The following is a 26,903-nucleotide window of genomic DNA, read 5'->3' as shown; positions in this document are numbered from 1 at the left end:
GCAAGGATCGTGACGATCCCTGCCTCCTTTGTGCGGCGAAAGCGTGACGCCCGCGCACAAAGGGGGTCAGTTCTGGCTGATAGAGGTGGATGTCGCAAAATCCCCGAGCGTACGCAAGGAAATCTGGAAACCCAACGTGCGTCGCTTGTCGCTCGTGTTGTCGCGATTGATGTATTCGGCCGCGCTGATCGTGTACGAGAAGCACTCATCGTCGTAGGCGAAGCCGATCGCCTTCCTGACCATCACCTCGTTGGTGATGTCGTAGGTGCCGCTGCCGAAAACGCGCCAGTTCTCGTGGAGGCGAACCGACGCCGAACCACGAACCTCGTGACGGTCCGCGGCAAAGCCGTAGTCAGGCTGCCTCTCGATGAACGAGTAGGCGGCCGAGACCGAAACCGGACGCGATGCGTAACCCGCAGTCAGATCCGTGCGGCGAACTTCGAAGCTTTCCTCATCGAAGCGGGCGCCGATGCTGGCGTTGAAGCCAATCGGGCTGACGACGCCGAAGGAGCCGACATAGTCCGAGCGGGCCGTCTCGAGGCCGGAGGCTGCGCCAACATTCACGTAGTCCAGCTGCGCGTAAGGATTGCGGCCGGCGAGGTGGAACGACTGGCCGAACAGGCCGTGCGCCGACCAGCCATTGTCGAAGTTGCCGGAGTAACGCAGGCCGACATTGGCGCGCACGCCGCCCTCAATGCGGTCATAGCCGGAGAACTTATCGCGCTCGAACAGGTTCGACGCGTCGAACACCATGCTCTGCGCATCCTCGTTGGGGATGCCGAGGCTGGTGCCGTGCGGCTCGTTCGGGCGGGCAAAAATCTGCGCCATCGGCTCGAGGACATGGGTCGAGCTGGTGGTCGAGAACAGCACCGGCCAGCGAGCTTCGAGGCCAGCAGTCGCCATCGCGCGATAGTAGGCGGAACGGACGTCGGATGCGATGCCGAGCACACCGAGGCGCTCAAGCGAGTTGCCCTGGAAGTCGACACCGATTGCATCGCCGCGCGCATGCAGCAGCGGGGTCAGCATCAGGCCGCCCGGCGCAATGAGCGAACGCTTCCATTCGGCTTCGGCTGTCACGCGGCCAGACCACCCCTCGATGCCGGCGAGGCGGCCGTAGGCGGCGCCCGTTACGGGTGCGGCGTCATCGACCAGACGGCGGTAGAGGCTCTGCGTGTTGACGTCGATCGACAACTCGCCACCGCCAATGCTCTGGTCCGGAATGTACGAGTAGTCGAAGGAGGGAAGGACCCACGGCTGGCGTGCGTCGCGCGCGTTCGGGTTCGGCGCGCCCGTTTCGCGGTTGAAGTTCGTCACCTGTTCCTGCACGTCGAACTTGTAGCCGCGCAGGTCGAAATAGTTCCGGTCGTTCAGTCCGGTAAGATAGATCTGGTTCGTACGGCTGTGCTGATCGTAGCCGTCGATGCCGTAGCGATAGGCGAAGTTCTTGTCGGTCTGGGCGAGGAAGTCCCAGCCTGCGGTCCAGCGCGAGTTGATCTGGAACCGGCCCTTGGTGCCGATCATCGCGCGGGTGGTCTCGTTGTCCGAACTGTAGGCCGGTGCGATCGATTTGTAGAATTCTTCCGGGCTGCGCTGGCGAATGCCGGCAACCGTGATCGAGTACTCGCCATTGTCGAACTTCTGGCGCCACTCAGCATTCGCGAGGAAGCCTTGCTTCGAATACCAGGCCGGCTTGAAGGTCAGGTCCGCCGTCGGCGATACTGCCCAGTAATACGGAACCTCGGCACCATAGCCGAGACGGCTGCCGGACTTGTAGCGCGGGAACAGGAAGCCGGACTTCTGCTTGACGGTCGGATCGGCGATCTCGAATGCCGGCAGGAAGGCCAGCGGCATGCCGAACATCTCGAAGCGCGACTTCTCGAAGCGGACGGTCTTCGCCTTGCCGTTCCAGATGATCTTCTGCGCCTTGATGCGCCAGATCGGCGGCTGATCGGGCTTTTCCTCACACGGCTCGCAGGCGGTGTAGACGCCGCGGGTGAAGGTCGTGATGTTGCCTTCGCGGCGATCCGCGTTCTCCGCGGCGAAATAGGTGTTGTCGGTTGTCTGCACGCGCAGTGCGTTGACGAAGCCGTCCCGAAAGTCGTCGGTGATGTCGATCTCTTCCGAGTAGATCTTGGTGCCGTCCGGGGAGACGATCTCGACCCGACCGCTGGCGATCAGGCGCGACGTGTTCTGGTTGTAGGCAACGCGCTGCGCCACGAGGCGATAGCCGTCGTAGTCGATCTGCACGCCGCCGACTGCGGTGACGGTGGCCTGGTCGTGGTCATAGACGATCGTGTCCGCCTCGAGCAGCATTTCGCTGTCGGTCGACACCCCAGTCGCTGCGACCAGGTCAATGTCCTGCGCAAAGGACACGCCCGGAAGGACGACGCATGACATGATGCAGGCCAGTGCGGTCGCTCCCCAAAGGTGCAACCTGCGGGCCGAGCTGCGTTGTGCCGCCAGCGCCCCCCTCACTAGCCGTCCTCCCTGTACAAGAGAAATGTCACCCCGAAGAAACCCGCAACTATCACCGGAAACCACGCCGCAGCGATGGGCGGCACGAATCCGGCGCTTCCAAATGCCTGTACTAAAACAGAAACGACATAAAGCAGAAAGCCGGCGAGGACGCCACCCAGAATAATCGTTACGGACTGGCCCATCCGCGCAAAACGCATGGAAACAGTGGCTGCAATCAGAGTCATGGTTACCAGCAGGACGGGCAGTGCCGCGAGTGAGTGGAAGTGCATGGCGAACGCGTCGGCGCTGAGGCCAAACGAGCGCGCCGCCGCGATCTTGCGCGGCAGTTCGTAGAACGGAATCGACTCCGGATTCGCGAGCCGCTCGAGCACGTATTCCGGTGTGAGGTTGGTCGGAACCTGGAGCATGTCCACATGCTCAGGCAGGCCGCCTTCGCCATAACGGGTGGCTTCAAGCAGCTCCCAGTGGCCTTCGCGCAGGTGGGCGACGCGCGCGTCGATTCGCTCGCCGATCTCTCCGTTCTGGTTGATCCGCAGGAAGGTCGCGCCGTGCAGCTCAAGCCCGAGGTTGAGTGCCGACTGCGCGCCGATAATCGTCTCGCCTTCGCTGGTGCGCTGCTTGATCCACGGCGTGTCCGGCATCGCCTTAGGCTGATTGCCTCGCAAGTTGGTCTCGATGCTCTCGCTGCGCTCGACGCCGTAGGCGGCGAACGGATTGAGGGCGGCAAGCGCCAGGACCCCGCAGAAAAACGCAGCGAGGCAGATCGGGAACAGGAACTGCCAGGCTGAAATGCCTGCCGAGCGCGTCACGACCAGTTCGTACCGGCGGTTGAGTGACACCAGGGTCACGATGCCGGAGATCAGGCAGATGAACGGGACTGCCTGCTGCATGATCATCGGCGTCTGCAGCGCTGCGAATGCAAGCGCGTAGCCCGCGCTGTAGTTTGGCAAGCCACCGGCGCGGCCGGCGAATTCGGTGAAGCTGATGATGAAGACGAGACCCGCGACACCGAGGAAGAACCAGAAGGTGATCGAGAGGTAGCGCATGAAGAAGTAGCGCCCGAGGGTGAAGCCGATCATGGCTGGCCCTCCGTGGGTGCGGCGGATATGCCCGAGCGCAGGGAAAGAATTCTATTTCGCGCGCGGCTCCACAGGTTGCCTATCTTTTCGATGACGGAAGTTGGCAACTCCAGCACCCTGTTCGTGGCGATGAAGTAGGCCGCAACCGCAATCGCCAGCGCCGGCACGATATAGATGCCGGCGGTGACCGATGCGTCCTTGGAGATCCGGTTCTCGAAATAGAAGCCGCCCCAGCGCACGAACATGGCGATCGTCATGGTCGTGAGCAGCGGGTGGATGCGCGCCTCGCGGAAGGATCGGGAATCGCCGGCGACGGCGAGGCCGATCAGCGCAAAGACGAGCGGATAGAGCCATTCCGTCAGGCGGCGGTGCAGCTCGGCGCTGAATGAGAGCGGCTTGCCCTGGAAATATGGGTCGTTGGGATCGGGCGAGAGCAGGTAGGGCAGGGAGCGATCCTTTGGCGACAGGATCGGCTCGGAATTGCTGCTTGCCTTGAACTCCGACAGGTCGAATGCGTAGGACTTGTAGCGGATCACCGAAACGCCATCGGCGGTTTTGCGGTGGATGACGCCGTCCTGCATCACCAGCACTTGTTCGTCGCCCAGTTCCACCATCACGCCGTTCTTGGCGTAGTAGATGAGTTCGAGCCCTTCCTCGCGACTGTCGGCAACGAAGATGCCACCAAGCAGTCCGCCCGGCAGGCGCTCGCCGATCTGGATGTAGAGGCCGTCATCGACCTTCTGGAACGTGCCTTCCTGAATGATGGTCGAGATCAGGTCCGCGCGCGCCTCGGCGACGAGATAGCGGATGCGCTCGCGGGCCGGCGGAACGACGACGTTCTGGATGGCGAAAGATGCGATGCAGGCGAAGATCGCGAGGATCAGCATCGGCCGCATCACCGTGATGCGCGGGGCACCCGCTGCACTGATCACGATGAGTTCAGAATCGGTGTTCATCGTCGAGAGTGTCTGCGCCACGGCGATGCCGACGGCGAACGGCAGCACGATCGGAATGACTGACGGAAGCACCAGTGCGGCGAGTTCAAGGAAGGTGGCCGCGGACTGGCCGCTGGTGGTGACGATGTTCAGGCGGGCGAGGATCTGCGTGGTCCAGACGATCGCGAGCACCCAGACCAGGGTGGCGACGAAATACGCTGTGGCGCGGCGCAATATGTAGAACTCGACGACTTTCATGCGTCGCGATAATCCAGTCCATGCTGGCGGAAACGCGGCCGACTGCGAGCAATTTCATGTTCCCGCAGCAGCCGATTTCGCCGAGATAACGCCCGACACCCTGTTTGCAGGCCAAGGTGATCGACTTTGGCGAATAAATCGCCAACAAACAAGGTTAACGAAACGACACGCCCTCTGTGCAACGCGAGGCTTGAGCCGGGCTTGTCAAACGTGCTCAAAAGGCGACTATCGCCCTCCGCGCCGAACCCACCTTCGGGAGGCGCAGCCAGTTCAAGTGTCCAGACAGGAACTCAAATGTCCATCCGACCGACAATTTCCTTCGCAAAGACTGAAACGCCGAAAAAGGGCAGCGTCGTCGTGCTGGCGACGGACGGTGGCACACTTTCCACTGCCGCAAGGGCGGCCGATCCTTCTGGGGTTCTGGCGCGCGCCTTCGAGGTTGCGGAGTTCAACGGCAAGGTCGCGTCGACCGTCGAGGTCCTGGCGCCTGCCGGCACCGACTATGACCGCATCGCCGCTGTCGGCCTCGGCAAGACTGAGGAGCTCGACGCCAAGACGTGGACCCGGGTTGGCGGTGCGGTCTACGGCGCGGTGAAGAAGGCGCAGGACGTTTCCGTGATCGTCGATGCCGAAGGCGTGCAGCTGTCCGGCGACGATGTCGCCGCGCTGGCGCAGGGCATCCTGCTCGGCTCCTATACCTTCGACAAGTACAAGACGAAGAAGGACAACGGTAAGCCGGCACAGGACAAGGCCGCCAACATCACGATCCTCTGCGCCGACCCGGATGCGGCGAAGAAGGCGTTCGGCGACGCAGAGGCGATCGTCAACGGCGTGTTCCTCGCTCGCGACCTGGTCAACGAGCCGGCCAACATCCTCGGCACCGAGGAATTCGCCGCGAAGGCGAAGGAACTCGAGGCGCTTGGCGTCGAGGTCGAGGTGCTCGGCCGCGAGGAAATGGCTAAGCTCGGCATGGGCGCGCTGCTCGGCGTGGCGCAGGGTTCCGTCCGTCCGCCACAGCTCGTCGTCATGCAGTGGAAGGGCGGCAAGGAAGGCGATCAGCCCGTCGCGTTCGTCGGCAAGGGCGTCGTCTTCGACTCGGGCGGCGTGTCGATCAAGCCGGCTGCTGGCATGGAGGACATGAAGGGCGACATGGGCGGCGCCGCTGCGGTGACGGGTCTCATGCACGCGCTCGCCTCCCGCAAGGCGAAGGCAAACGTCGTTGGCATCATCGGCCTCGTAGAAAACATGGTCGACGGCAATGCGCAGCGTCCGGGCGACATCGTCACCTCCATGTCGGGTCAGACCATCGAGGTTCTGAACACCGACGCGGAAGGCCGTCTCGTGCTCGCCGACGCGCTCTACTACTGCAACGACCGCTTCAAGCCGCGCTTCATGGTCAACCTCGCGACCCTGACCGGCGCGATCATCGTCGCACTCGGCACCGAGCATGCCGGCCTGTTCTCCAATGACGACGAGCTGGCAGGCCGCATCACGGCAGCCGGCCTCGCGACCGCCGAGAAGGTTTGGCGCATGCCGCTCGATCCGGCCTACGACAAGCTGATCGATTCCAAGAACGCCGACATGAAGAACATCGGCGGCCGCAATGGCGGCTCGATTACGGCAGCGCAGTTCCTGAAGCGCTTCGTCGGCGAGACTCCGTGGGCGCATCTCGACATTGCCGGCACCGCGATGGGCTCGCCGGAGTCGGAGATCAACAAGTCGTGGGGTTCGGGCTTTGGCGTCCGCTTGCTGGAACGTCTCGTCCGCGACCACTACGAAGGCTGAGCCGCAGCACCCAGCCATGACGGAAGTGCTCTTCTATCATCTGACCGAGTCGACGCTCGAAGAGGCGCTTCCTGCCTTGCTGGAAAAGAGTCTGGAACGGGGATGGCGCGCGGTGGTGCAGCTTGGCACCCCCGAGCGCCGCGATTCCCTCGACCAGCATCTTTGGACCTACCGTGACGACTCGTTCCTCGCGCACGGGTCCGAGCACGACAATTTCCCGGAGCGTCAGCCGGTATTGCTGACTACCGGGCCGATCAATCCGAATGCGGCGCAGATCCGCTTCCTCGCCGATGGCGCGGAGCCGCCGGATCTTGCACCTTACGCCCGCGCCGTCTTCATGTTCGACGGGCATGACGCCTTCCAGCTGCAGCGGGCGCGTGAGCACTGGAAACTGATGAAGGCCGCTGGCCATCAGGTCACCTATTGGCAGCAGGGTCCGGACCGGCGCTGGGAGAAGAAGGCGTGAGGCGTTTCGTCAGCATCCTACTGCTGCTGATGGCGATCGCCGGCGCCGTGATCGCCTATCAGAATTCGTCGCTGGGCAAGGAGCCGGCGGTCGTCACCAGCCACGAGCTTCCGCTCTACACCCGCGAGGCCGGCTTTGCGCCGGCGCAGCTGCCGCAGACCACCGCCTCGCTAACTCTTTCGCTATCGATGACCATCGATGGCCGCTTCCAGGCAGTTGCCGGCGAGCCGGTGCTGGAACTGATCGTTACCGGCGACGATACGGTCGTCCTTCATCAGAGCGTCGATTTCGCGCGGGCGCGGGAAATCCTGGCGAGCCCGCAGGCACTGTCAGCAACCTATCGCGCCGATGTCGGAAAGTTCGGGCCGACGGGCGCGCGCGCCTATCTTGCTTCGCTCACGCCGCTGAAGACGGACGGGCTGTCGATCGAGTCGATCGATCTGATCGTGACGGAAGCGGCAGAGGGTAGAGACGACGGGCTGATGGTCACCGGCCTGATGATGACGGTCGTGGGTGTCATCGGCTTTGCGCTGACCGCGCGCCGCCGTCGCGAGCGCAACCCGAACTCGCAGCCGCCACCGCCGCGCTGGGGCAGGGGCTGACCTGACCTTATGGGAGCCGGCGGCTATTCGGSCGCCATGCCCTCTTCATATTGAGCCGAAAGCTCCAGCCAATTGTCCTCCTGCTCGGCGACGGTGTCGACGAGGTCGGACCGTTCCTTGGCAAGCTGCGCCGCCTTGGCTGGGTTCTTTTCGTAGAGCGCCGGATCGGCAAGCTGCTGCTCGATCGCCTCGATGCGCTTGCGAGCCTTGTCGATCAGCGCCTCGGCTGCTTTGATCTGCTTGGCGATAGGTTCGAGAGCAGCGCGCCGGACGGCCGCCTCGCGGCGCTTGTCAGCCTTCGAGTTGGTTTTCTCGGCTTCCTTCTTCTCGCGCTTGTCGGAGCCGTTGCTGCCGGTGACGTACTGGTAGTAGTCGGCAAGGTCGCCGTCATACGGCTTCACCGTCCCGTCGCGTACGATCCAGAGCCGGTCCGCTGTTGCCTCGATCAGGTGGCGGTCGTGGCTGATCAGGATAACCGCGCCTGGGAACTCGTTCAGCGCGATCATCAGCTGCTCGCGGCTGTCGATGTCGAGGTGGTTCGTCGGTTCGTCGAGGATGAACAGGTTTGGGCCGTCGAAGGTGGCAAGGCCCATCAACAGGCGCGCCTTCTCGCCACCTGACAGGTCCTTCGCCTTCGTGTCCATCTTCTCGGTGGTCAGGCCCATCTGCGCCACGCGGGCGCGAACCTTGGCCTCCGGCGCATCCGGCATCAGGCGGCGGACATGCTCGACCGGCGTTTCTTCCGGTCGCAGATCATCCATCTGGTGCTGCGCGAACATCGACACCTTCAGGCCCGGCGCAATGGTCATCGTGCCGGTTTCGAGCGACAGACGCCCCGCGATCAGCTTGGCGAAGGTCGACTTGCCGTTACCGTTGGCGCCAAGCAGCGCGATGCGGTCGTCCTCGTCGATGCGAACGGCGAGGTTTTTCAGGATAGGCTTGCCCGGCTGGTAGCCGACCGTGCCGCCCTGCATGGTGATGATCGGCGAGGCGACCGTCTTCACCGGTTCCGGGAAGGAGAACGGCCGCACGCTTTCCTCGACCGCCGCCGCGATCGGCTTCAGCTTCTCCAGCGCCTTCAGGCGCGACTGCGCCTGACGCGCCTTGGAGGCTTTGGCGCGGAAACGCTCAACGAAGCTCTCCATGTGCTTGCGGTGCGCTTCCTGCTTCACGCGCGCCTTTTCCTGATGCTCAAGCTGCTCGGCGCGCTGGCGCTCGAACTGGTCGTAGCCGCCGCGCCAGAAGGTGAGCTTCTTCTGGTCGAGGTGGACGATGTTGTTGACCGCCTTGTTGAGCAGGTCGCGATCGTGGCTGATCAGCAGCACGGTGTGCGGATAGCGCGCGACATAACTCTCCAGCCACATCGTGCCTTCGAGATCGAGATAGTTGGTCGGCTCATCGAGGAGCAGGAGGTCCGGCTCCGAGAACAGCACCGCCGCGAGCGCAACGCGCATCCGCCAGCCGCCCGAAAAGGATGAGGCCGGCCGCTTCTGCGCCTCGGCATCGAAGCCAAGACCGGAGAGGATCGTTGCCGCGCGGGCTTCCGCCGAATGGGCGTCGATATCGGCAAGGCGCGTTTGTATCTCGGCGATGCGGTTCGGGTCCGTCGCCGTCTCGGCTTCGGCCAGCAGTGCCAGGCGCTCCTTGTCGGCCTTCAGAACGATTTCGATCAGCGGCTCCTCGGTCCCCGGCGCCTCCTGGGCGACCTGTCCGATGCGCGTGCTCTTCGGGAAGCTGATGGAGCCGGTCTCGGTCGGCAGTTCGCCGGTGATCGCCTTGAAGAGGGTGGTCTTGCCGGTGCCGTTGCGTCCGACAATACCTGCCTTGGTCCCCGCCGGAATGGTCAGGGACGCGTGGTCGAGAAGAAGACGGCCGGCGATCCGCAGCGAAATATCGTCGATGATGAGCATGGTGCGGCCTTATTGACCGAGCGGCGAGGGGAACGCAAGGGATCAGCCTAGCGACTTCAGGTCTGCGCGCAGCCTGTCCGCGTCGCTATCTGATGACAGCAGGGCCTCGATCTTCGCGTGGGTGCCCTTCCAGATCGTCAGGGCCTGCGCCAGAAGCGCGCGTCCTTGGCTCGTAATGATGAGGCGTCGGCCGCGCCGGTCGTCCTTGTCGGGCGTCACTTCCACCAGCCCGCGCCGTTCCAGCGGCTTCAGCATTGCCGTCAGCGTGGTGCGATCCATGGCCAGCAGGCCCGTCAGATCGCGCATGAGAGGCGGCTCCGGCCGGTTGAGCGACATCAGCAGGGAAAACTGCCCGTTGGTGAGGCCGACAGGACGCAGCGCATTATCGAATAGGCGGGSCGCCGAACGCGCGGCCCGTTGCAGATGCAGGCACAGGCATGTGTCGCGCACATAGGGCGTGACCTCGAATGGCAGGAGCTCGGACTGGGCAGCTGATACGTGCTTTGACATGCTTCCTTTATGTTGATATCAACATATTTGTCCAGCAAAGTTTGCTGCGCGAGGAGGGGTCTAGACGAAATCTATTCCGGAGGGAGAAAACCGATGCCGGAGCGCGTACTCGTACTAATCGGCACCAAGAAGGGCGTCTTCATCGCCGAGAGCGATGCGGACCGGCGTAAGTGGGACCTGCGCGGGCCATACTGCGAGACCTGGCCGATGCAGCATGTCATCGCCGACCAGAACATGGGAACGATCTACGGCGCGGGCGGCAACGAATGGTTCGGCCCGGCGGTGTGGAAGTCGGATGATCTCGGCCATAGCTGGACGCATTCCAGCGCGGGCCTCGCCTACAAGGAAGGCGAGGAGCCGGTTAAGTCGGTGTGGAGCCTGGCTGCTCGCAACGGCACGCTCTACGCGGGCGTCGAGCCCGCCGGCCTGTTTGCCAGCGACGATCGCGGGGAAAGCTGGAGCCATGTGGAGGGCCTGCGCAACCACCCGACCCGGACGGAATGGAACCCGGGCGGTGCGGGTCTGATTCTGCACTCACTCGTACCCGATCCGGCCGACGAATCCCGCATCTGGGTCGGCATCTCTTCGGCCGGCGTCTTCTATACTGAGGACGGTGGTCGGACGTGGGAGCCGCGCAACAAAGGCACCCGTGCCGATTTCATGCCAGAGGACCAGCGCTATCCCGAATTCGGCCAGTGCGTGCACTGCCTCGTGCAGGCGCCCGGGGGCGGCGATCTTCTCTACCAGCAGAACCACTGCGGCATGTACCGCAGCGAGGACGGTGGCAGGACTTGGCAGAGCATAGAGGAGGGGCTTCCCACCACCTTCGGCTTCCCGGCAGCCGTCCATCCCCGCGAGCGCGAGACGCTCTACCTGTTGCCGCTCAACGGTGACATTTACGGCCGCTTCGTGCCTGACGCCAAGGCCGCCGTCTGGCGCACCCGAGATGGCGGTCGCACTTGGGAAGACCTGCGCCAAGGATTGCCGCAGGAAAACGCCTTCTTCGGTGTGCTGCGACAGGCAATGGCAACCGACCGGCTCGAGCCCGCAGGCGTCTATTTCGGCACATCCGGCGGCGCGTTGTTCGCGTCTGGCGACGAGGGCGAGAGCTGGAGCTGCATCGCAGAGCACCTACCGTCGATCTCCTCTGTCGAGACCCTGGTCATCGAGCGCTGATGACGGTCACGGTGAAATTGTCGCCGCTGCTGGTCGACCTGTTTCCGGGCTCGTCCCGCCGCGTCGAGCTGGAGGCTGCGAGCGTACGCGAAGTGATCGACGAGCTCGACCGGCGCTGGCCGGGCATGCGCGACCGCATCTGCGACACACGCCCGGCGATCCGCAAGCACATGAACGTCTTTGTGGATGGCGATCGTTCCACACTCTCGACGTCGCTTAGAGACGGCGCCGAGGTGTTCATCATCACCGCGATCAGCGGCGGTTAGAGGATTATGCGAAGGCGCGGCCATCCTCGGTGCGCTGGAAGTAGATCAGGTCGAGCTGCGGCGCGTCCTTGCCGAGCGCGGTGAGGATCGTGTGCGCCTGGCCGCGGTGGTGTGTCTGGTGGTTGAACAGATGCGCGAGCGCCGGAGCCAGCCGCTGCGAGATCGTGCGCATGTCGGTCACCGTCAGGTACGTGAAGCGACCGGCAAACGCCTTGTCCGGAAGAGATTCGATCCACTCGACGATGCGGGCGTCCTCGGCGGCACGCGCCTCTGCGAGCGACGGTAGATCCGGATGCAGGATGGCGTTGAGTTCGCTCGGGGCGGAGCCCTGGCCGGTGAACCGCTTCATCCAGATGCGGTCGGCGACGAGGATGTGGTTGAGCGTTCCGATCATCGAACGGAAGAACGCGCCGACATCGCGATTGAGTTCCTCCACCGTGAGTTGCGACGCAGCTTCATAGAGCCTCGCATTGGCCCATCGGTTGTAGGCTGCGAACATACGGAAGTGTTGCCTCATGGATATCGTCTTTCAAAAATGCCGCGCGCTTGGGCCCCAAGCCGCCTCTTCACAACATCGCGCGTCACCTGTATAGACCCGCAACCCAATCAACCAAAAGATACCGAAGGACGAGCAATGGCGATCGAACGCACCTTTTCGATGATCAAGCCCGACGCAACCCGGCGCAACCTGACCGGCGCGATCACCAAGATGCTGGAAGACGCGGGCCTGCGCGTGGTCGCTTCCAAGCGCGTTTGGATGAGCCGCCGCGAGGCCGAGGGTTTCTACGCCGTGCACAAGGAACGTCCGTTCTTCGGCGAGCTGGTCGAGTTCATGTCGTCGGGCCCGACCGTCGTGCAGGTTCTCGAGGGCGAGAACGCAATCGCCAAGAACCGTGAAGTGATGGGCGCCACCAATCCGGAGCAGGCTGCCGAGGGCACCATCCGCAAGACCTTCGCGCTGTCGATTGGCGAGAACTCGGTCCACGGTTCGGATGGTCCGGAGACAGCTGCCGAGGAGATCCGCTACTGGTTCTCCGAGACCGAGATCGTCGGTTGAATCAAATTGGCAGCACACGGCGCTAACGCGTTGTAGCTGTTGGAGAATGAAGGCCGGAGCTCAGCTCCGGCCTTTTTCGTTTTCCGGCTTCGAGGAAGGTCGTGATTGTTTCGGGGGATTCAAGAAAAGGCGGTTAGCGCCAGCGCGCCTGCGCGGCGTCGTCTTCTTCCTTCGCGGCGACCCATTCGCCCGGCATGCCGTCAGCGCGATGCTCGCGCTTCCAGAACGGCGCGCGGGTCTTCAGAAAATCCATCAGGAAGGATGCGGCCTCGAATGCCGCCTGCCGGTGGCTGGACGCAGCCACCACCAGCACGATGTTGTCACCCGGCCGCATCATGCCGTAGCGGTGGATGACGGTGAGGCCGGTCAGCGGCCAGCGCTCGGTGGCCTCATTGGCGATACGAGAAATCTCCGCCTCCGCCATGCCGGGATAATGCTCGAGCTCGAGCGCGGAGAGAGCACCGTTTTCATCACGGCAGAGGCCGGAGAAGGTGACCACGGCGCCGATGTCGGTGCGTCCCGCGGTCAGCCGCGCGATCTCCTGCGCGGCGTCGAAATCCTCGGCCTGCACCCGGACGATCGGCTCGATCCGCGCGGACATCTCAGCCCCCGGTCATCGGCGGGAAGAGGGCGATCTCCCGCGCGCTGCCGACCGGCTCGTTGTGGTCGGCGTGCTCCTGGTTGATGGCAACGCGGATTGCCTCGGGATGTTGCAGCGCGTTGGCATAGCCCTCGTCACGCTCCTTCAGCCACAGCAGCAGGTCGCGCACCGACATCACTTCCGCCGGAAGGACGATGTCCTCCTCGGCCTTCCCGATCCGCTCGCGCACCCACGCGAAGTATCTGAGCTTGACCATCCCTAGTCCTCGAAATGCTTCATGCCGGCGCGGAAATAGTCGTAGCCGGTGTAGAGCGTGACCAGCGCCGAGACCCACAGCAGGCCGCTGCCGATTTCCGTGACATACGGGAACATCTGGTCGCCGGCTGGGCCCGCAAGCAGGAATCCGATCGCGATCAGCTGCAGGGTGGTCTTCCACTTGGCCAGTTTCGTGACCGGCACCGACACTTTCAGCCCGGCGAGGTATTCGCGCAGGCCGGAGACGAGGATCTCGCGGCAGAGGATGATGATCGCCGCCCAGAGCGTCCACTTGTCGATGGTGCGGTCGTAGGCCAGCAACAGCAGCACCGCCGAGACGAGAAGCTTGTCGGCAATTGGGTCGAGCATGCGGCCGATATTGGACGTCTGCTTCCAGATGCGGGCGATGTAGCCGTCGAAATAGTCGGTAACACTCGCCGCCACGAACAGCCAGAACGACACCCATCGCCACCATTCGGTCGGGCGAATCCTGCCCTCGAGATAAAAGCACAGCACGATCGCCGGAACCGCGAGGATTCTGGCATAGGTGAGCATGTTGGGCAGGTTGAACGCGCGCTTCGACATGGCTTTTCGCAAAGATTCTTTCGTCTAGTAATCAGGACGGACGGGGCGGGGTCAACCTCGCGAAGCGCGGCAAGACGCCCGGAGCCGCCTGTGGCTCATCCATTCTCGTGGAAATGGCCATAGATCAACTTCGCCACGCGCTCGGAAATGCCTTCGACCTGCATGAGATCTTCGATCGCCGCGCGGCTCACCGCCTTTGCGGTCCCGAAATGGTGCAGCAGCGCGCGTTTGCGGGTCGGGCCGATACCCGCGATCTCGTCGAGCGGATTGCGCACCATCTCCTTCTTGCGGCGGGCGCGGTGGGAGCCGATTGCGAAGCGGTGGGCCTCGTCGCGCAGGCGCTGGATGAAGTAGAGCACCGGATCGCGCAGCGGCAGCATGAAGGGTTCGCGGCCTTCGATAAAGAAGCGCTCGCGCCCTGCATCGCGATCGACGCCCTTGGCGATGCCGATCGCCTTGACCTTATCTGCGATGCCGAGCTCGTTGAGGATGGCGCGTACGGCGGTCATCTGGCCTTGGCCGCCGTCGATGAGGATGAGGTCAGGCCATGCCGGGAAGGCGTCGGATTCGGGTTCGTCCTCGGCAAGCTCGGGCTGCTCCTGATCCGGCGCCGCATGCTCCTTGATGAGGCGCGAGAAGCGGCGCTGCATCACCTCGCGCATCATTCCAAAATCGTCGCCAGGCGTGGTGTCTGGCGACTTGATATTGAACTTGCGGTACTGGTTCTTCACGAAGCCTTCCGGTCCCGCGACGATCATCGCGCCGACCGCATTTGTGCCCATGATGTGGGAGTTATCGTAGACCTCGATACGGCGTGGGGCGCGTTCGAGCCCGAAGGTGTCGGCCAGCCCCTGCAGCAGCCGCGCCTGCGACGACGTCTCGGCCAGCCGTCTGCCGAGCGCCTGCTTCGCATTCTGCAGCGCGTGGTCTGTCAGGTCCTTCTTCTCGCCGCGGCGCGGTACGAAGATTGTCACGCGGCGGCCGGCTCGGGTCGACAGCGCTTCCTCGAGCAGCTCCTGCTCCTCGACCGGATGCGACAGCAGGATCGTGCGCGGCAGCGGCTTGTCGTCATAGAACTGCGCCAGGAACGCGCCCAGCACCTCGGCCGGCTCCAGCAGCGGGTCGGCCTTCGGGAAGTAGGTGCGATTGCCCCAGTTCTGGCCGGTGCGGAAGAAGAACACCTCGATGCAGTTCTGCCCGCCTTCGTGGTGAATGGCGAAGACGTCCGCTTCGTCGACCGACTGCGGGTTGATGCCCTGATGGCTCTGGATGTGGCTGAGCGCGGCGAGGCGGTCGCGGTAGATCGCGGCGCGTTCGAAATCGAGTTCGTCGGATGCCCGCTGCATCGCGGCGGCGATCTCTTCCTTGATCTTGCCGGAGCGGCCTGACAGGAACGCCTTACCTTCGGCTACCAGTTCGGCATAGTCCTCGCGGGAGATCTCGCCGGTGCACGGACCTGAGCAGCGCTTGATCTGGTAGAGCAGGCACGGCCGCGTCCGGTTCTCGAAGAAGGAATCGGTGCAGGAGCGCAACAGGAACGCGCGCTGCAGCGCGTTGATGGTGCGATCGACCGCGCCTGCCGAGGCAAACGGGCCGAAATAGTCGCCCTTGCGGGTGCGCGCGCCGCGGTGCTTGAAGATGCCGGGCGCGGAATGGTCACCGGTGATCAGGATGTAGGGGAACGACTTGTCGTCCCGCATCAGCACGTTAAAGCGCGGCCGCAACCTCTTGATGAGATTCGCTTCCAGCAGGAGCGCTTCGGTCTCCGTGCGGGTGACGACGAATTCCATCGCGCAGGTCTCGCGCACCATCCGGCCGATGCGGTTCGTGTGGTAGCGGCCCTGGGCGTAAGCCGTTACGCGCTTCTTGAGGCTGCGCGCCTTGCCGACATAGAGCACGTCGCCATTGGCATCCATCATGCGATAGACGCCCGGCGCGTTCGGCAGGCGCTTCACCAGTGCCTGGATGAGCTCCGGCCCTTTTAGTCCCTCATGCTCGCCTTTGACGCCATCCCAGTCGACAGCCGGCACCGCAGCCTCGGCGCCCTCATCGAGCACCTCAGCTTCCGTGTCGTCTTCGAGGATGTCGTCAGGTGCGTCGGGGGACTGGTTCAGGTGGCGACTCATCAAGTTCCGGCTCATATCCAGCTGATGCTGATCCCGATATGGGCATGCATCCTTATATAGGCTAGCCTTGCCGGGATAGCGTCAGTATGTGCATTCCTCAATTGCGTCGCCTCGTGGCGCGGGGCTTTCCCAGGAGAACACACTTGCCGGCAAAGGATGAAGCACGTCCCCTCTGTCTCGTGACGGGCGGCGCGCGCCGCTTGGGTGCGGCGATGGTGCGCCACCTTGCTGCGAGTTTCAACGTCGCCATCCACTTCAACTTGTCCGAATCCGACGCGAAAGCCCTTGCGGCTGAAATGACCGCGATGGGTGCGCGGGCCGAAACGTTCAGGGCCGACCTTGCCGACGATGCCCAGGCGGCAGCGCTCGTCCAGCGGGTCGGGGCGCGGATGGGGCCAATCGACCTCCTGGTCAACAGCGCCTCGACCTTCAAGTACGATTCGCCGTCCGAATTCGATGCCGCCATGATGAAAGACCTGCTGGCGGTGAACCTCGTCGCACCAATGGTGATCGCGCGCGAGTTTGCGAAGGTGGCGAGTCCAAGGGCGGTACTCGTCAACATGCTCGACAACAAGGTCTTCGCGCCGAATCCCGACTTCTTCAGCTACAGCCTCGCCAAATTCGCTTTGAAGGGTGCGGTCGATATGCTCGCGATGCACTATCGCGGTCGTATGCGCGTGGCGGGAATCGCGCCGGGGGTGACCCTCATCAGCGGCAATCAGAGCGAGGAGAACTTCCGCAAAAGCTGGCGGCACAGCCTAACGGGGACAGGGACCACACCCGAAGAGATAGCTCGAACAGTCGAATTCATCTGGCGCACGACGTCGATCAATGGTGAGATCATCGTGCTCGACGGAGGGCAGCACCTCATGTCGCTCCAGCGTGACGTCGCATTTGTGGTGCAGGAATGATTGTTACCCGAAGGACGATTGTCGTCCGCAATCTCGAAATCAGCCTCTCGATCGGCATCCATCCGCACGAGAAAACCGCGCCTCAGCGCTTTCTCGTCAGCGTCGAACTCGAGGTTGACACAGGCCCTGCGGGGGCCAGCGACAGCATACGGTCGACTGTCGACTACGACGCGATCTGCGATTTCATCCGGAGCCTCCAGAACGAGCCGCACATCCAGCTGCAGGAGACCGTGGCGCAGCGCGTGTTGGAATTTGTCCTTTCAATACCGGGAGTTGCGGCCGCCACGGTCGAAACGCGCAAGCCCGACGTCTTCGACGACTGCGAGTATGTCGGGGTTACAATCACCGCACTTAAGAGCTGACGCTGCCCGCACCTGTTGCTGAATCGCAACGCCAAAATCCTGCCTCAATCCCGCCAGCGAATGACCCAATTTCAGGTCAGGTTACGCCGCATTCAAGCATCAGATAGGAAACATGCAGACGCAAACGGCCGCTACCTCCCAGTGGTCGGCGCGGCTCTGCGAAGGGGGAAGCGCGAGTACGGCTTCCTTGCGGCAAAGGAGTACCAACATGAATACCACTTCGAGATTCGCTCTCGCCTCTGTGGCCGGCCTTGCAGCTCTGGTCGCTGTTCCGGCTTTCGCGGCAGACGTTGTTTATCAGGAGCCGCCGGCACCTGCTCCGGTTTACGAGCCGGCCCCGGTTGCCACTTGGGCAGGCCCCTACGCAGGTGTTCAGCTCGGCTACGGCTTCAGCGGTAGCGTCGAGACCCCGGGCAACGACATCGAGACCGATGGTTTCCTTGGCGGCGTCTTCGGCGGCTACAACTTCCAGAGCGGCCAGTTCGTCTACGGTCTTGAGGGCGACATCAACTACAACGACGCTGACGGCTCCAACGCTGGCGTCCGCGCCCGTTCGCGCTACGACGGCTCGATCCGCGCTCGCGCCGGTATGGCTGTAACCGACGACGTCCTCGTCTACGGTACCTTCGGTGGCGCTGCCGAGAAGCTGCGCGTCAGCGACGACGCTGGCAACCGCGACTCGAACACCATGCTCGGCTACACGGTCGGCGCCGGTGTTGACGCTCGTCTGACCGAGAAGGTCTTCGCCCGCGGCGAATACCGCTACACCGACTACGGTTCTGAAGACTTCAACCTCGGCGGCACCGTCTCCGAGTACGACTCCAGCAACCACCGCGTTACGCTGGGCGTTGGTTACAAGTTCTGAGTTCGCGTAACCACCTCCAGTCAAAAAGGCCCGGAGCAATCCGGGCCTTTTTCCATGTGGTCACCTGAAAGAGGGGGTCACTTCGGCAGTACCGTGAGCAGTTCGGGGAAGCGCTCGTCGAAGCGCTTGATCCAGCGAGCAAGCTTCGGCCGGCCGCGACGCCAGTTGCTGTCGGCAAAGCGCAGGTCGAGATAGCCGAGCGCGATTCGAAGGGCGATCTGGCCGCCGTCGGTCTTGGAGGTCACGCGCGGAGCGTTCTCATTGAGGTGGTCAAGCACGCGAACGGCCTTGCTCCACTGCTTGTCGAGCCACGGCTGGTGCACCTTTTCCTCCGGACGGAAGCGGCGCTCGTAGACGTGCGCCAGCAGGCAGTCGCACAGGCCGTCTGCAAGAGCTTCCAGACGCTCCGCGTCAAGCCGCTTCGCCGCGTTGCGCGGGAAGAGGGCGTTGCCCGAGATCCGGTTGAGGTACTGGGTGATGGCGCGGCTGTCGAAGATCGCGCCGCTGTCCTCGGTGAGGAGGACGGGGATCTTGCCGAGCGGATTTGCCGAGATCAGCTCTTCCGGCTCCTCACTGGTGTTGACCGCCTTCGCCTCGAGATCGACCTTGCACCAAAGCGCCGCCATGCGGACCTTCGCGCTAAAGGGCGACGAAGGCGAATAAAGTACGACCGGCATGAAACTCTCCTGAAATCCGATCACAAGCGCTCGCTGGAGCGCAGAGCCGATTGTTGTCTATCGTGCAGATGCCGGAAGCGAAGCGCGGGGCATCTTGCAGCCCTTGGCGTCTATCTCGGTGCAGGAGCGAAATTCCAGCGATTTCGTCATGCAGATCCGCACTTCGCTAATCATCCGGTTCTCGCAGGTTACCGCAATGCCATCAGCGGGTAGGGAAGGATTGGCACTGCGGAAGGCATCTTCGACCTCCACCGGCGAGACCGTCAGGTCGCGGCCGGTATCCTCGAACACCCGCGGGATCTTCACTTTCTCCCAGGCGGTGCGCACCAGCGAGAAATAGTCGCGCTGGCTGAGGCCCGCGCAGGAACCGTGCTTGCGCCACTGGTGTCCTACGAGACCTGCCGACGGCATGATGTCGGCCACTTCGCGGACGAGATCGTTTGGCACGCGGGATGGCTCGCGCGACTGGCAGAATTCTGGCCAGCCGCGTTCAAACTGCGGCCACAGGCCGTGGACGATGAAGTCGAAGCTCTCGCGGCTGCCGCATTGCTGGCGGCTTGCCCGGTCGCCCTCGATTTCGCAATAGGTCGGCGACCAGGCTAGCGACAGCACGAAGAAGTCGTATCCGTCGCCTTGCGGCAGGCTGCCGGCAGAATCAGGCTGGCAGGCACTCAGGAGAACCCCAAGTGCCAGCGTGGCTATGCGTCTCGACATGGATTGCTGCGCTTAGCGGACGGTGCGGCAGCGTCCGCCGTAGACGTGCCAGCGATCGAAGCCGGAGACGCAGAATTCGACGTTGCTGCCGATGCCGGCGAAGCCTAGCGGCTTCTCGATCAGGTACCAGACGTCACGGGTGCGGCCATCCGAAAGCTGCGCCTTGGCGAAGCAGTAGCGGCGGTCGATCGGACGTACGTCCTTGATGCGCGGCAGGTGACGGCTCTCGCCGATGCCGTAATAGTCGACGATCGAGACCTGCGGCAGGTTAGGCACGTGCCGTACCTGGTAGGAGAAGCGATTGGTGATGCGGTTCAACACCGCCGGCTGTGCGCAGATGCCGGGATCCGAATAGTTCACCATCACCATGTCGGCCGCCGACGCGCTGACGCTTCCGCCGCCGACCGCGAGCATCGATGCCAGCAGCATTTTGGCGATACGGTTCATATGTGGCCTCCGAGTGATGATCCGATTGATGAAGATTCGTCCGACGTTTTTGCGGTGCGCCAGTGTGATCATAGACTTACCGCCGGTCAAGCGCTGATCAAGGCTTGCCCGTCAGCCAGGTTGCTCCTGCATAGGCGCCGTTTTCTTCAGCGAGAACCTTGGTCAATGCCGGAAGAACGGCCTTCATTTCATCTTCGAGCACGTAAGGCGGATTGACGACGACCATGCCGCTGCCGTCGAAGGTTGCTTCGTCGCCGGGCTTGCGGATCTCGAAGGCTATGTCGAGCATTTTCGGGATGCCGGTTTCCTTGAGTGCTTCCCGGAATGCCGCCACCGCTTTGCGGTTCTTAATCGGATACCACAGCGCATAGGTGCCGCCCGGCCAGCGCTTGTGTGCCTTGACGAGTCCGGAGACGAGCCGCTCGAACTCGCCCTCCTGTTCGAAGGGCGGATCGACCAGCACCATGCCGCGTCTTTCCTTTGGCGGCAGATGCGCCCCAAGCGCCAGCCAGCCGTCGAGCTCCAGCACCCGCACCTGACAATCGCCGGCAAAGCGCTGCTTGAGGGCGGCGCTGTCCTGCGGATGCAGTTCGATCGCGGTGAGCCGGTCGATGTGGCGCATCAGGTAGCGCGTTACCATCGGCGAGCCAGGATAGTGGCGCACGCCACCTTCCTCGTTCACGCTCCTCACCGCGTCGAGATACGGCGAGACAAGTTCGGCAACGTCCGTCGGCAAATCTGCTTCAAGCAGCGGGCCGATACCGCCCAGCCATTCGCCGGTCTTCTGCGCTTCCTCGGAGGTGAGGTCATAGAGGCCGATGCCGGCGTGCGTGTCGATGACGCGGAACGCACCTTCCTTGCGCTTCAGATATTCGAGGATGCGGGCGAGCACGATGTGCTTCATCACGTCGGCAAAATTCCCCGCGTGATAGGCGTGGCGGTAGTTCATCGTCTCTCCGTGCAAACCTGATTGAGCAAGACTGGCTCTACTCCGTGGCCGCGAATTCCGCTAGTTTGCAATGATGAACATAGCCTCCGAGATCCGCGTCGGGCACTCTGCGTGCCCGCATGACTGCCCTTCGACCTGTGCGCTCGACGTCGAGATCATCGACAAGCGCACCATCGGTCGCATCCATGGCGCCAAGGGCAACGACTACACGGCCGGCGTCATCTGCGCCAAGGTCGCGCGCTATGCCGAGCGGGTTCATCATCCCGACCGGCTGCTGAAGCCGCTGATCCGCGCCGGCGCCAAGGGCGAGGGCAACTGGAAGGAAGCGAGCTGGGAAGCCGCACTCGACCTCGTTGCCGAGAAGTTTCTCGAGGCGGAGGCTCGCTACGGCTCCGAAACCGTCTGGCCCTACTACTACGCCGGCACGATGGGCCTCGTGCAGCGCGATTCGATCAATCGGCTGCGGCACGCGAAGAAGTATTCAGGCTTCTTCAGCACGATCTGCACCAACCTCGCCTGGACCGGCTACGTGATGGGCACGGGTCGGCTTGCTGGCCCTGATCCGCGCGAGATGGCAAAGTCGGACTGCGTCGTCATCTGGGGCACCAATGCGGTGGCGACCCAGGTCAACGTGATGACCCATGCCATCCGCGCCCGCAAGGAACGTGGCGCGAAGATTGTCGTCATCGACATCTACGACAACGCCACGATGAAGCAGGCCGACATGGGCCTGATCTTGAAGCCCGGCACCGACGGCGCGCTCGCTTGCGCAGTAATGCATGTGCTCTTCCGCGATGGCTACGCCGACTGGGAGTATCTCGAAAAGTACACCGACGATCCGCGTGGGCTGGAAGCACATCTGCGCACCCGCACCCCGGAATGGGCGTCGGCGATAACCGGCCTGTCGGTCCAGGAGATCGAAGATTTTGCCCGTCTCGTCGGAACGACCAAGCGCACCTTCTTCCGTCTTGGCTATGGCTTTGCCCGCCAGCGTAACGGCGCGGTGAACATGCATGCGGCGGCTTCAATCGCCGCGGTCACCGGCTGCTGGCAGTACGAGGGCGGCGGCGCCTTCCACAATAACGGCGCGATCTACCGCCTCGACCTGTCGACGGTCGAGGGTATCAAGATGAAGGACCCGCGCGTCCGCCATCTCGACCAGTCGCAGATCGGCCGGGTGCTCACCGGCGATTCCGAGGCACTGCATGGCGGGCCCCCGGTGACGGCATTGCTCATCCAGAACACCAATCCCGCCAATGTCTGCCCCGAGCAGCGGCTGGTGAAACAGGGTTTTCTCCGCGACGACCTCTTCACCTGCGTGCACGAACAGTTCATAACCGACACGGCGAAGCTCGCTGATGTCGTCCTGCCGGCCACGATGTTCCTGGAGCACGACGACATCTACAAGGGCGGTGGCCACCAGTACATTGTGCTTGGGCCCAAGCTGATCGATCCGCCGGAAGGCCCGCGCACGAACCTCTATGTCATCGAGGAACTGGCGAAGCGCCTTGGCGTCGCCGATCAGCCGGGCTTCGGCCTCACCGAGCGCGAGCACATCGACCGCATTCTCGGGCGCCACAACTACGGCACCTACGAGTCGCTGAAGGAAAACCGTTGGGTCGACGTCCAGCCGGAATTCGAGACAGCGCACTACATCAACGGCTTCGGCCATCCCGATGGAAAGTTCCGCTTCCGCCCGCAGTGGGAGAGCACCGCGGTTCCGAACACGCCGCCGCGCTCGATCGGCCTTCAGGGGCCATTTAAGGCGCTGCCGGAGTTCCCGGACCATGTCGACCTGATCGAGGTTGCCGACGAGGAGCATCCGTTCCGGCTGGCGACGTCGCCAGCGCGCACCTTCCTCAACTCGACCTTCACCGAGACGCCCGGCTCCTTCAAGCGGGAAGGGCGCCCCGAGCTGATGCTTCACCCGGAGGACGCGGCCCGGCTCCGTATTGCCGACGGCGCGCGCGTCGAGATCGGCAACACGCGCGGAGAAGTCGTGCTGCATGCGAAGCTGTTCGACGGCGTCAAGCGCGGCGTCGTGATTGCGGAAGGCATCTGGCCGAACTCGGCCCACGAGCGCGGGGAGGGTATCAACGTGCTTACCGGCGCGGATGCGGCTGCACCTTGTGGCGGTGCGGCCTTCCACGACAACCGGGTCTGGGTGCGTGCGCTGGATGTGGCGGCCGAGCTGGAAGAACCGGCCATCAGCCTTGTGAGCGGCTGAAACGAAAAAGGAGCAGTCCGGGGACCGCTCCTTTGAAACTTTACGGCGTCATCCGCGCTAGGCTTTCGATGTCGACGTCGTCCGGGGCTGAACCCGGAGACATCAGCGCGCCTTCGGCCGCAACGCCCGTCAGGACCGCCTTGTCGTTCTCCATCCGCGCCTTGCCGAGAGCAAGCAGCCTCACGGCCAGCGGATAGAGCTTGTGCTCGACGGTCAGCACGCGCGCCGCGAGGCTGTCCGCGTTGTCGGTCGGCAGGATTGGGACGACTGCCTGCGCGATCACCGGGCCGTCATCCAGCTCGGGCGTGACGAAGTGGATCGAGCAGCCATGCACGCGCATGCCGCTCTCGATGGCGCGGTTGTGCGTGTCGAGGCCCTTGAATAGCGGCAGCAGCGACGGATGGATGTTCACCATCTTGCCTGCCCACTTGCGCGCAAAGCCCGGCGTGAGCAGCCGCATGTATCCGGCGAGGCAGACAATGTCCGCCTCAAGGCGCTCGAGCTCAGCGTCAATCGCCGCGTCGTGCGCTTCCTTGCTTGGATAGTCGCGGCGCGGGAAGGCAGCCGTCGAAATGCCATGCGCGGACGCGATGGCGAGCCCCTTTGCGTCCGGATTATCCGAAATCACGCCGACGATCTCCGCCGGGTAGTTCGGATCGCCTGCAGCCTCGAGCAGGGCCAGCATGTTGGAGCCGCGCCCTGAAATGAGAACCGCAACGCGTTTTTTCTGCGTGGTCAAAGCCCGATTTCTCCCCGGTAGACGACGCCGGCATCACGGCGCGGAAGGATCCGGCCGATGGTCGTGACGGTCTCGCCGGCCTGCGTCAGCACGGCGGCAACCTGTGCCGCCTGGCCGGCTGCCACGACGAGAACCATGCCGATGCCGCAGTTGAACGTGCGCATCATCTCATGGTGCGCGACACCGCCGGTGCTGGCAAGCCAGGAGAACACCTTCGGGACACTGATTGCCTCGAGATCGAGTTCCGCGGCATAGTCCTTCGGCAGCACGCGAGGCATGTTTTCGGGGAAGCCGCCGCCGGTGATGTGCGCCAGCGCCTTGATACCGTGGGTCGAGCGGATCGCCTGCAGGATCGACTTCACATAGATGCGCGTCGGCGTCAGCAGCGCCTCGCCGAGCGTCTTGTGCTTGTCGAACGGGGCAGGGTCGTTCCACGAAAGGCCGGAGCGCTCGACGATGCGGCGCACGAGCGAGAAGCCGTTCGAGTGGACCCCCGAGGAGGCGAGGCCGAGCAGCACGTCGCCCTCGACGATGTCGTTGGTCGGCAGCAGTGCGCCGCGCTCTGCCGCGCCCACCGCGAAGCCGGCGAGGTCATAGTCGCCTTCCGAGTACATACCCGGCATTTCGGCCGTCTCGCCGCCGATCAGCGCGCAACCAGCCTGGCGGCAGCCTTCCGCGATGCCGCCGACGATCGATGCGCCCTGCTCGGGGTCGAGCTTGCCGGTCGCAAAATAGTCGAGAAAGAACAGCGGCTCTGCGCCCTGGACGACGAGGTCGTTGACGCACATGGCGACGAGGTCGATGCCGACGGTGTCGTGCTTGTTGGCCTCGATCGCCACTTTCAGCTTGGTGCCGACGCCATCATTCGCAGCCACGAGAACCGGATCGTTGAAACCTGCTGCCCGCAGGTCGAACAGGCCGCCGAATCCGCCGATTTCGCCATCCGCACCCGGCCGTCTCGTCGACCGGACCATTGGCTTGATCTTCTCGACCAGCTCGTTTCCTGCGTCGATGTCGACGCCTGCCTGGCTGTAGGTGAGGCCGTTATTCTCGTCGCTCATGGCGCGTCCACCTTGATGGTATTGCCGATGCGGGCTCTTCGCATGATCCACCCGCTGCCGCAAGCGTCGGCTGTGTCGCGTGGCGGGTGAAAGCCGTGGAAAGCGGCCACCGTGGGCCGCACTTGATCCATATTGGCTACCACCTCATGTACATGCCATCGCGACCCCGCCGCGCGAGGAGCCAGTTGCCAGTTTGACCATAGCCAATCTGATCACGGTGTTTCGTTTCCTGCTGGTGCCGGCGGTGGTCTGGGCGCTGGCCAGCGACAACGTCGTCTGGGCGTTGATCTTTTTCGTCACCGCCGGCCTGTCTGATGCAATCGATGGCTTCGTCGCGCGGCACTTCAACCAGCGCACCGAACTTGGCGCCTATCTCGACCCGATGGCCGACAAGATCCTGCTGGTGACTGTCTTCCTTGCCCTCGGCCTGATGAAGGAGCTGCCGCTGTGGTTCGTCATCGTGGTCGTCTCGCGCGATGCGCTGATCATCGCCGCCGTGCTGCTGTCCAGCGTCATGGGCCAGCCCGTCGACGTGAAGCCGCTGATGGTTTCCAAGGCAAACACCGCTGCCCAGATCGTACTGGCGATCGTGGTGCTGGCTGAGCTTGGCTTCGAAACCGCCTTTGGCCCACTGCGCCTCGGCCTTGTCATTGTCTGCGGCCTCTTGACCGTCGCTTCCGCAGCGGCCTATCTCGTGCAATGGCTGAGGCACATGGGTCACCATGAACAATCGCAACGGTGACATCGAAAACCAGATGGCGGAAGCAATGGTGGCGTCGGCCTGGCGCCGTCAGGTCATCTTCTGGCTGGTCGCTGCAACGATCTTCATCGGCTTTCTATACATCTTCTCGTCAGTCCTGCTGCCGTTCTTCGCCGGCATGATCCTGGCCTACTTCCTCGACCCGGTGGCGGACCGGCTGGAGCGCTGGGGCTTGTCGCGCATCGCCTCGGCGATCGTTATCCTGGTGATGTTCCTGATCCTGCTGGTGCTGGGGCTGATGCTGGTCATTCCGATCCTCGTCACCCAGCTCACCGACTTCCTCGCCAAGCTGCCGGAGTATCTGTCCAGCCTCCAGACACTGGTGACCAGCTTCGACGCGGAGTGGCTGAGCGAGCGCCTCGGGGTAAACCCGGCATCGCTGCGCGATGGCATCAACTCTTTACTCAACCAGGGCACGGGCTTTGTCAGCACGCTGTTCGGCTCGATCTGGAGCTCCGGCAAGACGCTGATCGACATTGCCGGCTTGTTCGTGATCACGCCGGTTGTTGCCTTCTACATGCTGATCGACTGGGACAAGATGGTGGCTCGCGTCGATAGCTGGGTGCCGCGCGATCACCTGCACACTGTGCGCGAGTTGGCCCTCGAGATCGACACGGCGGTCGCAGGCTTCGTGCGCGGGCAGGGCACCGTCTGCCTCATCTTGGGTGCCTTCTATGCGCTCGGGCTGACACTGGTTGGCCTCAACTTCGGCCTGCTGATCGGACTGTTTGCCGGCCTTATCAGTTTCATTCCGTATGTGGGCTCTCTCATCGGCCTGGTGCTGTCGCTCGGCGTCGCCGCCGTGCAGTTCTGGCCGGAGTGGCAGTGGATCGTGGCGGTCGCCGTGGTCTTCTTTGCGGGCCAGTTCTTCGAGGGTAACATCCTGCAGCCCAACCTGGTCGGAAAGAGTGTTGGCCTTCACCCGGTCTGGCTGATGTTCGCGCTGGTGGCCTTCGGTGCACTTTTTGGCTTCGTGGGCCTGTTGATAGCGGTACCAGCCGCGGCTGCGGTCGGTGTGATCGTTCGTTTCATGCTAAGGCGCTACCTGGAATCGCCCATGTATCGCGGTCACGGCGTGGCGCGCGAAAACTAAGAGCCAACT

28 protein-coding genes are annotated in these 26,903 nt (G+C 63.4%); 12 read left to right on the top strand and 16 right to left on the bottom strand.

The features are described from left to right. Positions 1 to 66: 66 nt before the first annotated feature. The 3 genes from L610_RS00490 to lptF form a co-directional block, all read right to left on the bottom strand. Positions 67 to 2,397 carry an LPS-assembly protein LptD gene (locus tag L610_RS00490; RefSeq protein WP_144701628.1) on the bottom strand — a complete coding sequence of 777 codons (2,331 nt, stop codon included), beginning with the start codon at positions 2,395 to 2,397 and terminating at the stop codon, positions 67 to 69. A gap of 77 nt (positions 2,398 to 2,474) precedes the next feature. Beyond that, complete coding sequence (gene lptG, locus L610_RS00485) at positions 2,475 to 3,557, bottom strand: LPS export ABC transporter permease LptG (protein WP_144701625.1); 1,083 nt, start codon at positions 3,555 to 3,557, stop codon at positions 2,475 to 2,477. After that, complete coding sequence (gene lptF / locus L610_RS00480; protein WP_144701622.1) at positions 3,554 to 4,750, bottom strand: LPS export ABC transporter permease LptF; 1,197 nt, start codon at positions 4,748 to 4,750, stop codon at positions 3,554 to 3,556. The genes lptG and lptF overlap by 4 nt, the downstream gene beginning before the upstream one ends. A 294-nt stretch (positions 4,751 to 5,044) precedes the next feature. Between lptF and L610_RS00475 the strand changes: the two genes are divergently transcribed. Genes L610_RS00475 through L610_RS00465 form a run of 3 tightly spaced genes read left to right on the top strand, consistent with a single transcriptional unit; the run spans position 5,045 to position 7,603 of the window. Then, a complete protein-coding gene (locus L610_RS00475) occupies positions 5,045 to 6,535 on the top strand; it encodes a leucyl aminopeptidase (protein WP_144701619.1) in 1,491 nt (496 codons plus the stop codon). Between the two features lie 16 nt (positions 6,536 to 6,551). After that, positions 6,552 to 7,001: a DNA polymerase III subunit chi gene (locus L610_RS00470; RefSeq protein WP_144701616.1), complete on the top strand. Its 450-nt coding sequence runs from the start codon at positions 6,552 to 6,554 to the stop codon at positions 6,999 to 7,001. Continuing rightward, positions 6,998 to 7,603, top strand: a complete 606-nt coding sequence (locus L610_RS00465) for a hypothetical protein (protein ID WP_144701613.1) — start codon at positions 6,998 to 7,000, stop codon at positions 7,601 to 7,603. Before L610_RS00470 ends, L610_RS00465 begins: the two co-directional genes overlap by 4 nt. 23 nt (positions 7,604 to 7,626) lie before the next feature. Here the strand turns inward: L610_RS00465 and L610_RS00460 are convergent, their stop codons facing one another. Together L610_RS00460 and L610_RS00455 are read right to left on the bottom strand one after the other, a co-directional pair. Next, positions 7,627 to 9,513, bottom strand: a complete 1,887-nt coding sequence (locus tag L610_RS00460) for an ABC-F family ATP-binding cassette domain-containing protein (RefSeq protein WP_144701610.1) — start codon at positions 9,511 to 9,513, stop codon at positions 7,627 to 7,629. Between the two features lie 42 nt (positions 9,514 to 9,555). Continuing rightward, positions 9,556 to 10,023 carry a MarR family winged helix-turn-helix transcriptional regulator gene (locus L610_RS00455; RefSeq protein WP_144701607.1) on the bottom strand — a complete coding sequence of 156 codons (468 nt, stop codon included), beginning with the start codon at positions 10,021 to 10,023 and terminating at the stop codon, positions 9,556 to 9,558. A gap of 93 nt (positions 10,024 to 10,116) precedes the next feature. Here L610_RS00455 and L610_RS00450 point away from each other — a divergent pair, with 93 nt between their 5' ends. Beyond that, positions 10,117 to 11,199, top strand: coding sequence for a sialidase family protein (locus L610_RS00450; RefSeq protein WP_144701604.1), 1,083 nt, complete (start codon positions 10,117 to 10,119; stop codon positions 11,197 to 11,199). Further along, positions 11,199 to 11,465 (top strand): MoaD/ThiS family protein, encoded by a 267-nt coding sequence (locus L610_RS00445; RefSeq protein WP_144701601.1) that lies wholly within the window; start codon positions 11,199 to 11,201, stop codon positions 11,463 to 11,465. The genes L610_RS00450 and L610_RS00445 overlap by 1 nt, the downstream gene beginning before the upstream one ends. A gap of 4 nt (positions 11,466 to 11,469) precedes the next feature. Here L610_RS00445 and L610_RS00440 read toward each other — a convergent pair whose 3' ends face one another. Further along, the gene (locus L610_RS00440) at positions 11,470 to 11,982 is read right to left on the bottom strand and encodes a DinB family protein (protein WP_144701598.1); all 513 of its coding nucleotides are present in this window, start codon (positions 11,980 to 11,982) and stop codon (positions 11,470 to 11,472) included. 117 nt (positions 11,983 to 12,099) lie between these two features. Here L610_RS00440 and ndk point away from each other — a divergent pair, with 117 nt between their 5' ends. Beyond that, positions 12,100 to 12,522 (top strand): nucleoside-diphosphate kinase, encoded by a 423-nt coding sequence (ndk, locus tag L610_RS00435; protein ID WP_144701595.1) that lies wholly within the window; start codon positions 12,100 to 12,102, stop codon positions 12,520 to 12,522. Between the two features lie 133 nt (positions 12,523 to 12,655). Here the strand turns inward: ndk and L610_RS00430 are convergent, their stop codons facing one another. From L610_RS00430 to uvrC, 4 genes are all read right to left on the bottom strand, one after another. Then, positions 12,656 to 13,123: a molybdenum cofactor biosynthesis protein MoaE gene (locus tag L610_RS00430; RefSeq protein ID WP_144701592.1), complete on the bottom strand. Its 468-nt coding sequence runs from the start codon at positions 13,121 to 13,123 to the stop codon at positions 12,656 to 12,658. A 1-nt stretch (position 13,124) separates the two neighbouring features. Next, positions 13,125 to 13,379, bottom strand: coding sequence for a molybdopterin converting factor subunit 1 (gene moaD / locus L610_RS00425; RefSeq protein WP_024848523.1), 255 nt, complete (start codon positions 13,377 to 13,379; stop codon positions 13,125 to 13,127). 2 nt (positions 13,380 to 13,381) lie between these two features. After that, a complete protein-coding gene (gene pgsA / locus L610_RS00420; RefSeq protein WP_024848522.1) occupies positions 13,382 to 13,963 on the bottom strand; it encodes a CDP-diacylglycerol--glycerol-3-phosphate 3-phosphatidyltransferase in 582 nt (193 codons plus the stop codon). A gap of 95 nt (positions 13,964 to 14,058) precedes the next feature. Beyond that, the gene (gene uvrC, locus L610_RS00415; RefSeq protein ID WP_246658880.1) at positions 14,059 to 16,089 is read right to left on the bottom strand and encodes an excinuclease ABC subunit UvrC; all 2,031 of its coding nucleotides are present in this window, start codon (positions 16,087 to 16,089) and stop codon (positions 14,059 to 14,061) included. Positions 16,090 to 16,232: 143 nt separating this feature from the next. Here uvrC and L610_RS00410 point away from each other — a divergent pair, with 143 nt between their 5' ends. The 3 genes from L610_RS00410 to L610_RS00400 all read left to right on the top strand — a co-directional run bounded on the left by L610_RS00410 (position 16,233) and on the right by L610_RS00400 (position 18,227). Continuing rightward, the gene (locus L610_RS00410; RefSeq protein WP_186441265.1) at positions 16,233 to 17,000 is read left to right on the top strand and encodes an SDR family NAD(P)-dependent oxidoreductase; all 768 of its coding nucleotides are present in this window, start codon (positions 16,233 to 16,235) and stop codon (positions 16,998 to 17,000) included. Further along, positions 16,997 to 17,362: a dihydroneopterin aldolase gene (gene folB, locus L610_RS00405; protein ID WP_144701582.1), complete on the top strand. Its 366-nt coding sequence runs from the start codon at positions 16,997 to 16,999 to the stop codon at positions 17,360 to 17,362. The genes L610_RS00410 and folB overlap by 4 nt, the downstream gene beginning before the upstream one ends. A 208-nt stretch (positions 17,363 to 17,570) precedes the next feature. Beyond that, positions 17,571 to 18,227, top strand: coding sequence for an outer membrane protein (locus L610_RS00400; RefSeq protein WP_144701579.1), 657 nt, complete (start codon positions 17,571 to 17,573; stop codon positions 18,225 to 18,227). Positions 18,228 to 18,304: 77 nt separating this feature from the next. On the opposite strand, the gene L610_RS00395 is transcribed toward L610_RS00400, so the two are convergent. The 4 genes from L610_RS00395 to L610_RS00380 all read right to left on the bottom strand — a co-directional run bounded on the left by L610_RS00395 (position 18,305) and on the right by L610_RS00380 (position 21,014). Next, positions 18,305 to 18,904 (bottom strand): glutathione S-transferase family protein, encoded by a 600-nt coding sequence (locus L610_RS00395; RefSeq protein ID WP_144701576.1) that lies wholly within the window; start codon positions 18,902 to 18,904, stop codon positions 18,305 to 18,307. A gap of 57 nt (positions 18,905 to 18,961) precedes the next feature. Beyond that, complete coding sequence (locus tag L610_RS00390; protein WP_144701573.1) at positions 18,962 to 19,618, bottom strand: ribonuclease; 657 nt, start codon at positions 19,616 to 19,618, stop codon at positions 18,962 to 18,964. 12 nt (positions 19,619 to 19,630) lie between these two features. Then, positions 19,631 to 20,065 carry a hypothetical protein gene (locus tag L610_RS00385; protein ID WP_024848515.1) on the bottom strand — a complete coding sequence of 145 codons (435 nt, stop codon included), beginning with the start codon at positions 20,063 to 20,065 and terminating at the stop codon, positions 19,631 to 19,633. A 97-nt stretch (positions 20,066 to 20,162) separates the two neighbouring features. Then, positions 20,163 to 21,014: a 23S rRNA (adenine(2030)-N(6))-methyltransferase RlmJ gene (locus L610_RS00380; RefSeq protein WP_144701570.1), complete on the bottom strand. Its 852-nt coding sequence runs from the start codon at positions 21,012 to 21,014 to the stop codon at positions 20,163 to 20,165. 73 nt (positions 21,015 to 21,087) lie between these two features. On the opposite strand from L610_RS00380, the gene L610_RS00375 reads away from it, so the two are divergent. After that, positions 21,088 to 23,241, top strand: coding sequence for a molybdopterin-dependent oxidoreductase (locus L610_RS00375; protein ID WP_024848513.1), 2,154 nt, complete (start codon positions 21,088 to 21,090; stop codon positions 23,239 to 23,241). A gap of 40 nt (positions 23,242 to 23,281) precedes the next feature. On the opposite strand, the gene purN is transcribed toward L610_RS00375, so the two are convergent. Further along, complete coding sequence (gene purN, locus L610_RS00370) at positions 23,282 to 23,980, bottom strand: phosphoribosylglycinamide formyltransferase (RefSeq protein ID WP_024848512.1); 699 nt, start codon at positions 23,978 to 23,980, stop codon at positions 23,282 to 23,284. After that, positions 23,977 to 25,041, bottom strand: a complete 1,065-nt coding sequence (gene purM, locus L610_RS00365) for a phosphoribosylformylglycinamidine cyclo-ligase (protein WP_024848511.1) — start codon at positions 25,039 to 25,041, stop codon at positions 23,977 to 23,979. Before purM ends, purN begins: the two co-directional genes overlap by 4 nt. Positions 25,042 to 25,234: 193 nt before the next feature. Here purM and L610_RS00360 point away from each other — a divergent pair, with 193 nt between their 5' ends. Together L610_RS00360 and L610_RS00355 are read left to right on the top strand one after the other, a co-directional pair. Further along, positions 25,235 to 25,783: a CDP-alcohol phosphatidyltransferase family protein gene (locus L610_RS00360; protein ID WP_024848510.1), complete on the top strand. Its 549-nt coding sequence runs from the start codon at positions 25,235 to 25,237 to the stop codon at positions 25,781 to 25,783. After that, positions 25,764 to 26,894 (top strand): AI-2E family transporter, encoded by a 1,131-nt coding sequence (locus L610_RS00355; RefSeq protein WP_024848509.1) that lies wholly within the window; start codon positions 25,764 to 25,766, stop codon positions 26,892 to 26,894. The genes L610_RS00360 and L610_RS00355 overlap by 20 nt, the downstream gene beginning before the upstream one ends. Positions 26,895 to 26,903: the final 9 nt, after the last annotated feature.

Source organism: Aminobacter sp. J44 (genome assembly GCF_007829415.1).
Lineage (GTDB): Bacteria > Pseudomonadota > Alphaproteobacteria > Rhizobiales > Rhizobiaceae > Aerobium.
This window is presented reverse-complemented; position numbering and strand designations above follow the sequence as displayed.

Coding starts and splice junctions, on each gene's coding strand:
- lptG (WP_144701625.1), bottom strand. CDS start 3,557: ATGATCGGCTTCACCCTCGGGCGCTACTTCTTCATGCGCTACCTCTCG.
- L610_RS00470 (WP_144701616.1), top strand. CDS start 6,552: ATGACGGAAGTGCTCTTCTATCATCTGACCGAGTCGACGCTCGAAGAG.
- L610_RS00490 (WP_144701628.1), bottom strand. CDS start 2,397: ATGTCATGCGTCGTCCTTCCGGGCGTGTCCTTTGCGCAGGACATTGAC.
- uvrC (WP_246658880.1), bottom strand. CDS start 16,089: ATGAGTCGCCACCTGAACCAGTCCCCCGACGCACCTGACGACATCCTC.
- L610_RS00355 (WP_024848509.1), top strand. CDS start 25,764: ATGAACAATCGCAACGGTGACATCGAAAACCAGATGGCGGAAGCAATG.
- L610_RS00380 (WP_144701570.1), bottom strand. CDS start 21,014: ATGAACTACCGCCACGCCTATCACGCGGGGAATTTTGCCGACGTGATG.
- L610_RS00445 (WP_144701601.1), top strand. CDS start 11,199: ATGACGGTCACGGTGAAATTGTCGCCGCTGCTGGTCGACCTGTTTCCG.
- ndk (WP_144701595.1), top strand. CDS start 12,100: ATGGCGATCGAACGCACCTTTTCGATGATCAAGCCCGACGCAACCCGG.
- L610_RS00390 (WP_144701573.1), bottom strand. CDS start 19,618: ATGTCGAGACGCATAGCCACGCTGGCACTTGGGGTTCTCCTGAGTGCC.
- L610_RS00395 (WP_144701576.1), bottom strand. CDS start 18,904: ATGCCGGTCGTACTTTATTCGCCTTCGTCGCCCTTTAGCGCGAAGGTC.
- purM (WP_024848511.1), bottom strand. CDS start 25,041: ATGAGCGACGAGAATAACGGCCTCACCTACAGCCAGGCAGGCGTCGAC.
- L610_RS00375 (WP_024848513.1), top strand. CDS start 21,088: ATGAACATAGCCTCCGAGATCCGCGTCGGGCACTCTGCGTGCCCGCAT.
- L610_RS00450 (WP_144701604.1), top strand. CDS start 10,117: ATGCCGGAGCGCGTACTCGTACTAATCGGCACCAAGAAGGGCGTCTTC.
- L610_RS00400 (WP_144701579.1), top strand. CDS start 17,571: ATGAATACCACTTCGAGATTCGCTCTCGCCTCTGTGGCCGGCCTTGCA.
- folB (WP_144701582.1), top strand. CDS start 16,997: ATGATTGTTACCCGAAGGACGATTGTCGTCCGCAATCTCGAAATCAGC.
- L610_RS00440 (WP_144701598.1), bottom strand. CDS start 11,982: ATGAGGCAACACTTCCGTATGTTCGCAGCCTACAACCGATGGGCCAAT.
- pgsA (WP_024848522.1), bottom strand. CDS start 13,963: ATGTCGAAGCGCGCGTTCAACCTGCCCAACATGCTCACCTATGCCAGA.
- moaD (WP_024848523.1), bottom strand. CDS start 13,379: ATGGTCAAGCTCAGATACTTCGCGTGGGTGCGCGAGCGGATCGGGAAG.
- L610_RS00430 (WP_144701592.1), bottom strand. CDS start 13,123: ATGTCCGCGCGGATCGAGCCGATCGTCCGGGTGCAGGCCGAGGATTTC.
- lptF (WP_144701622.1), bottom strand. CDS start 4,750: ATGAAAGTCGTCGAGTTCTACATATTGCGCCGCGCCACAGCGTATTTC.
- L610_RS00385 (WP_024848515.1), bottom strand. CDS start 20,065: ATGAACCGTATCGCCAAAATGCTGCTGGCATCGATGCTCGCGGTCGGC.
- L610_RS00475 (WP_144701619.1), top strand. CDS start 5,045: ATGTCCATCCGACCGACAATTTCCTTCGCAAAGACTGAAACGCCGAAA.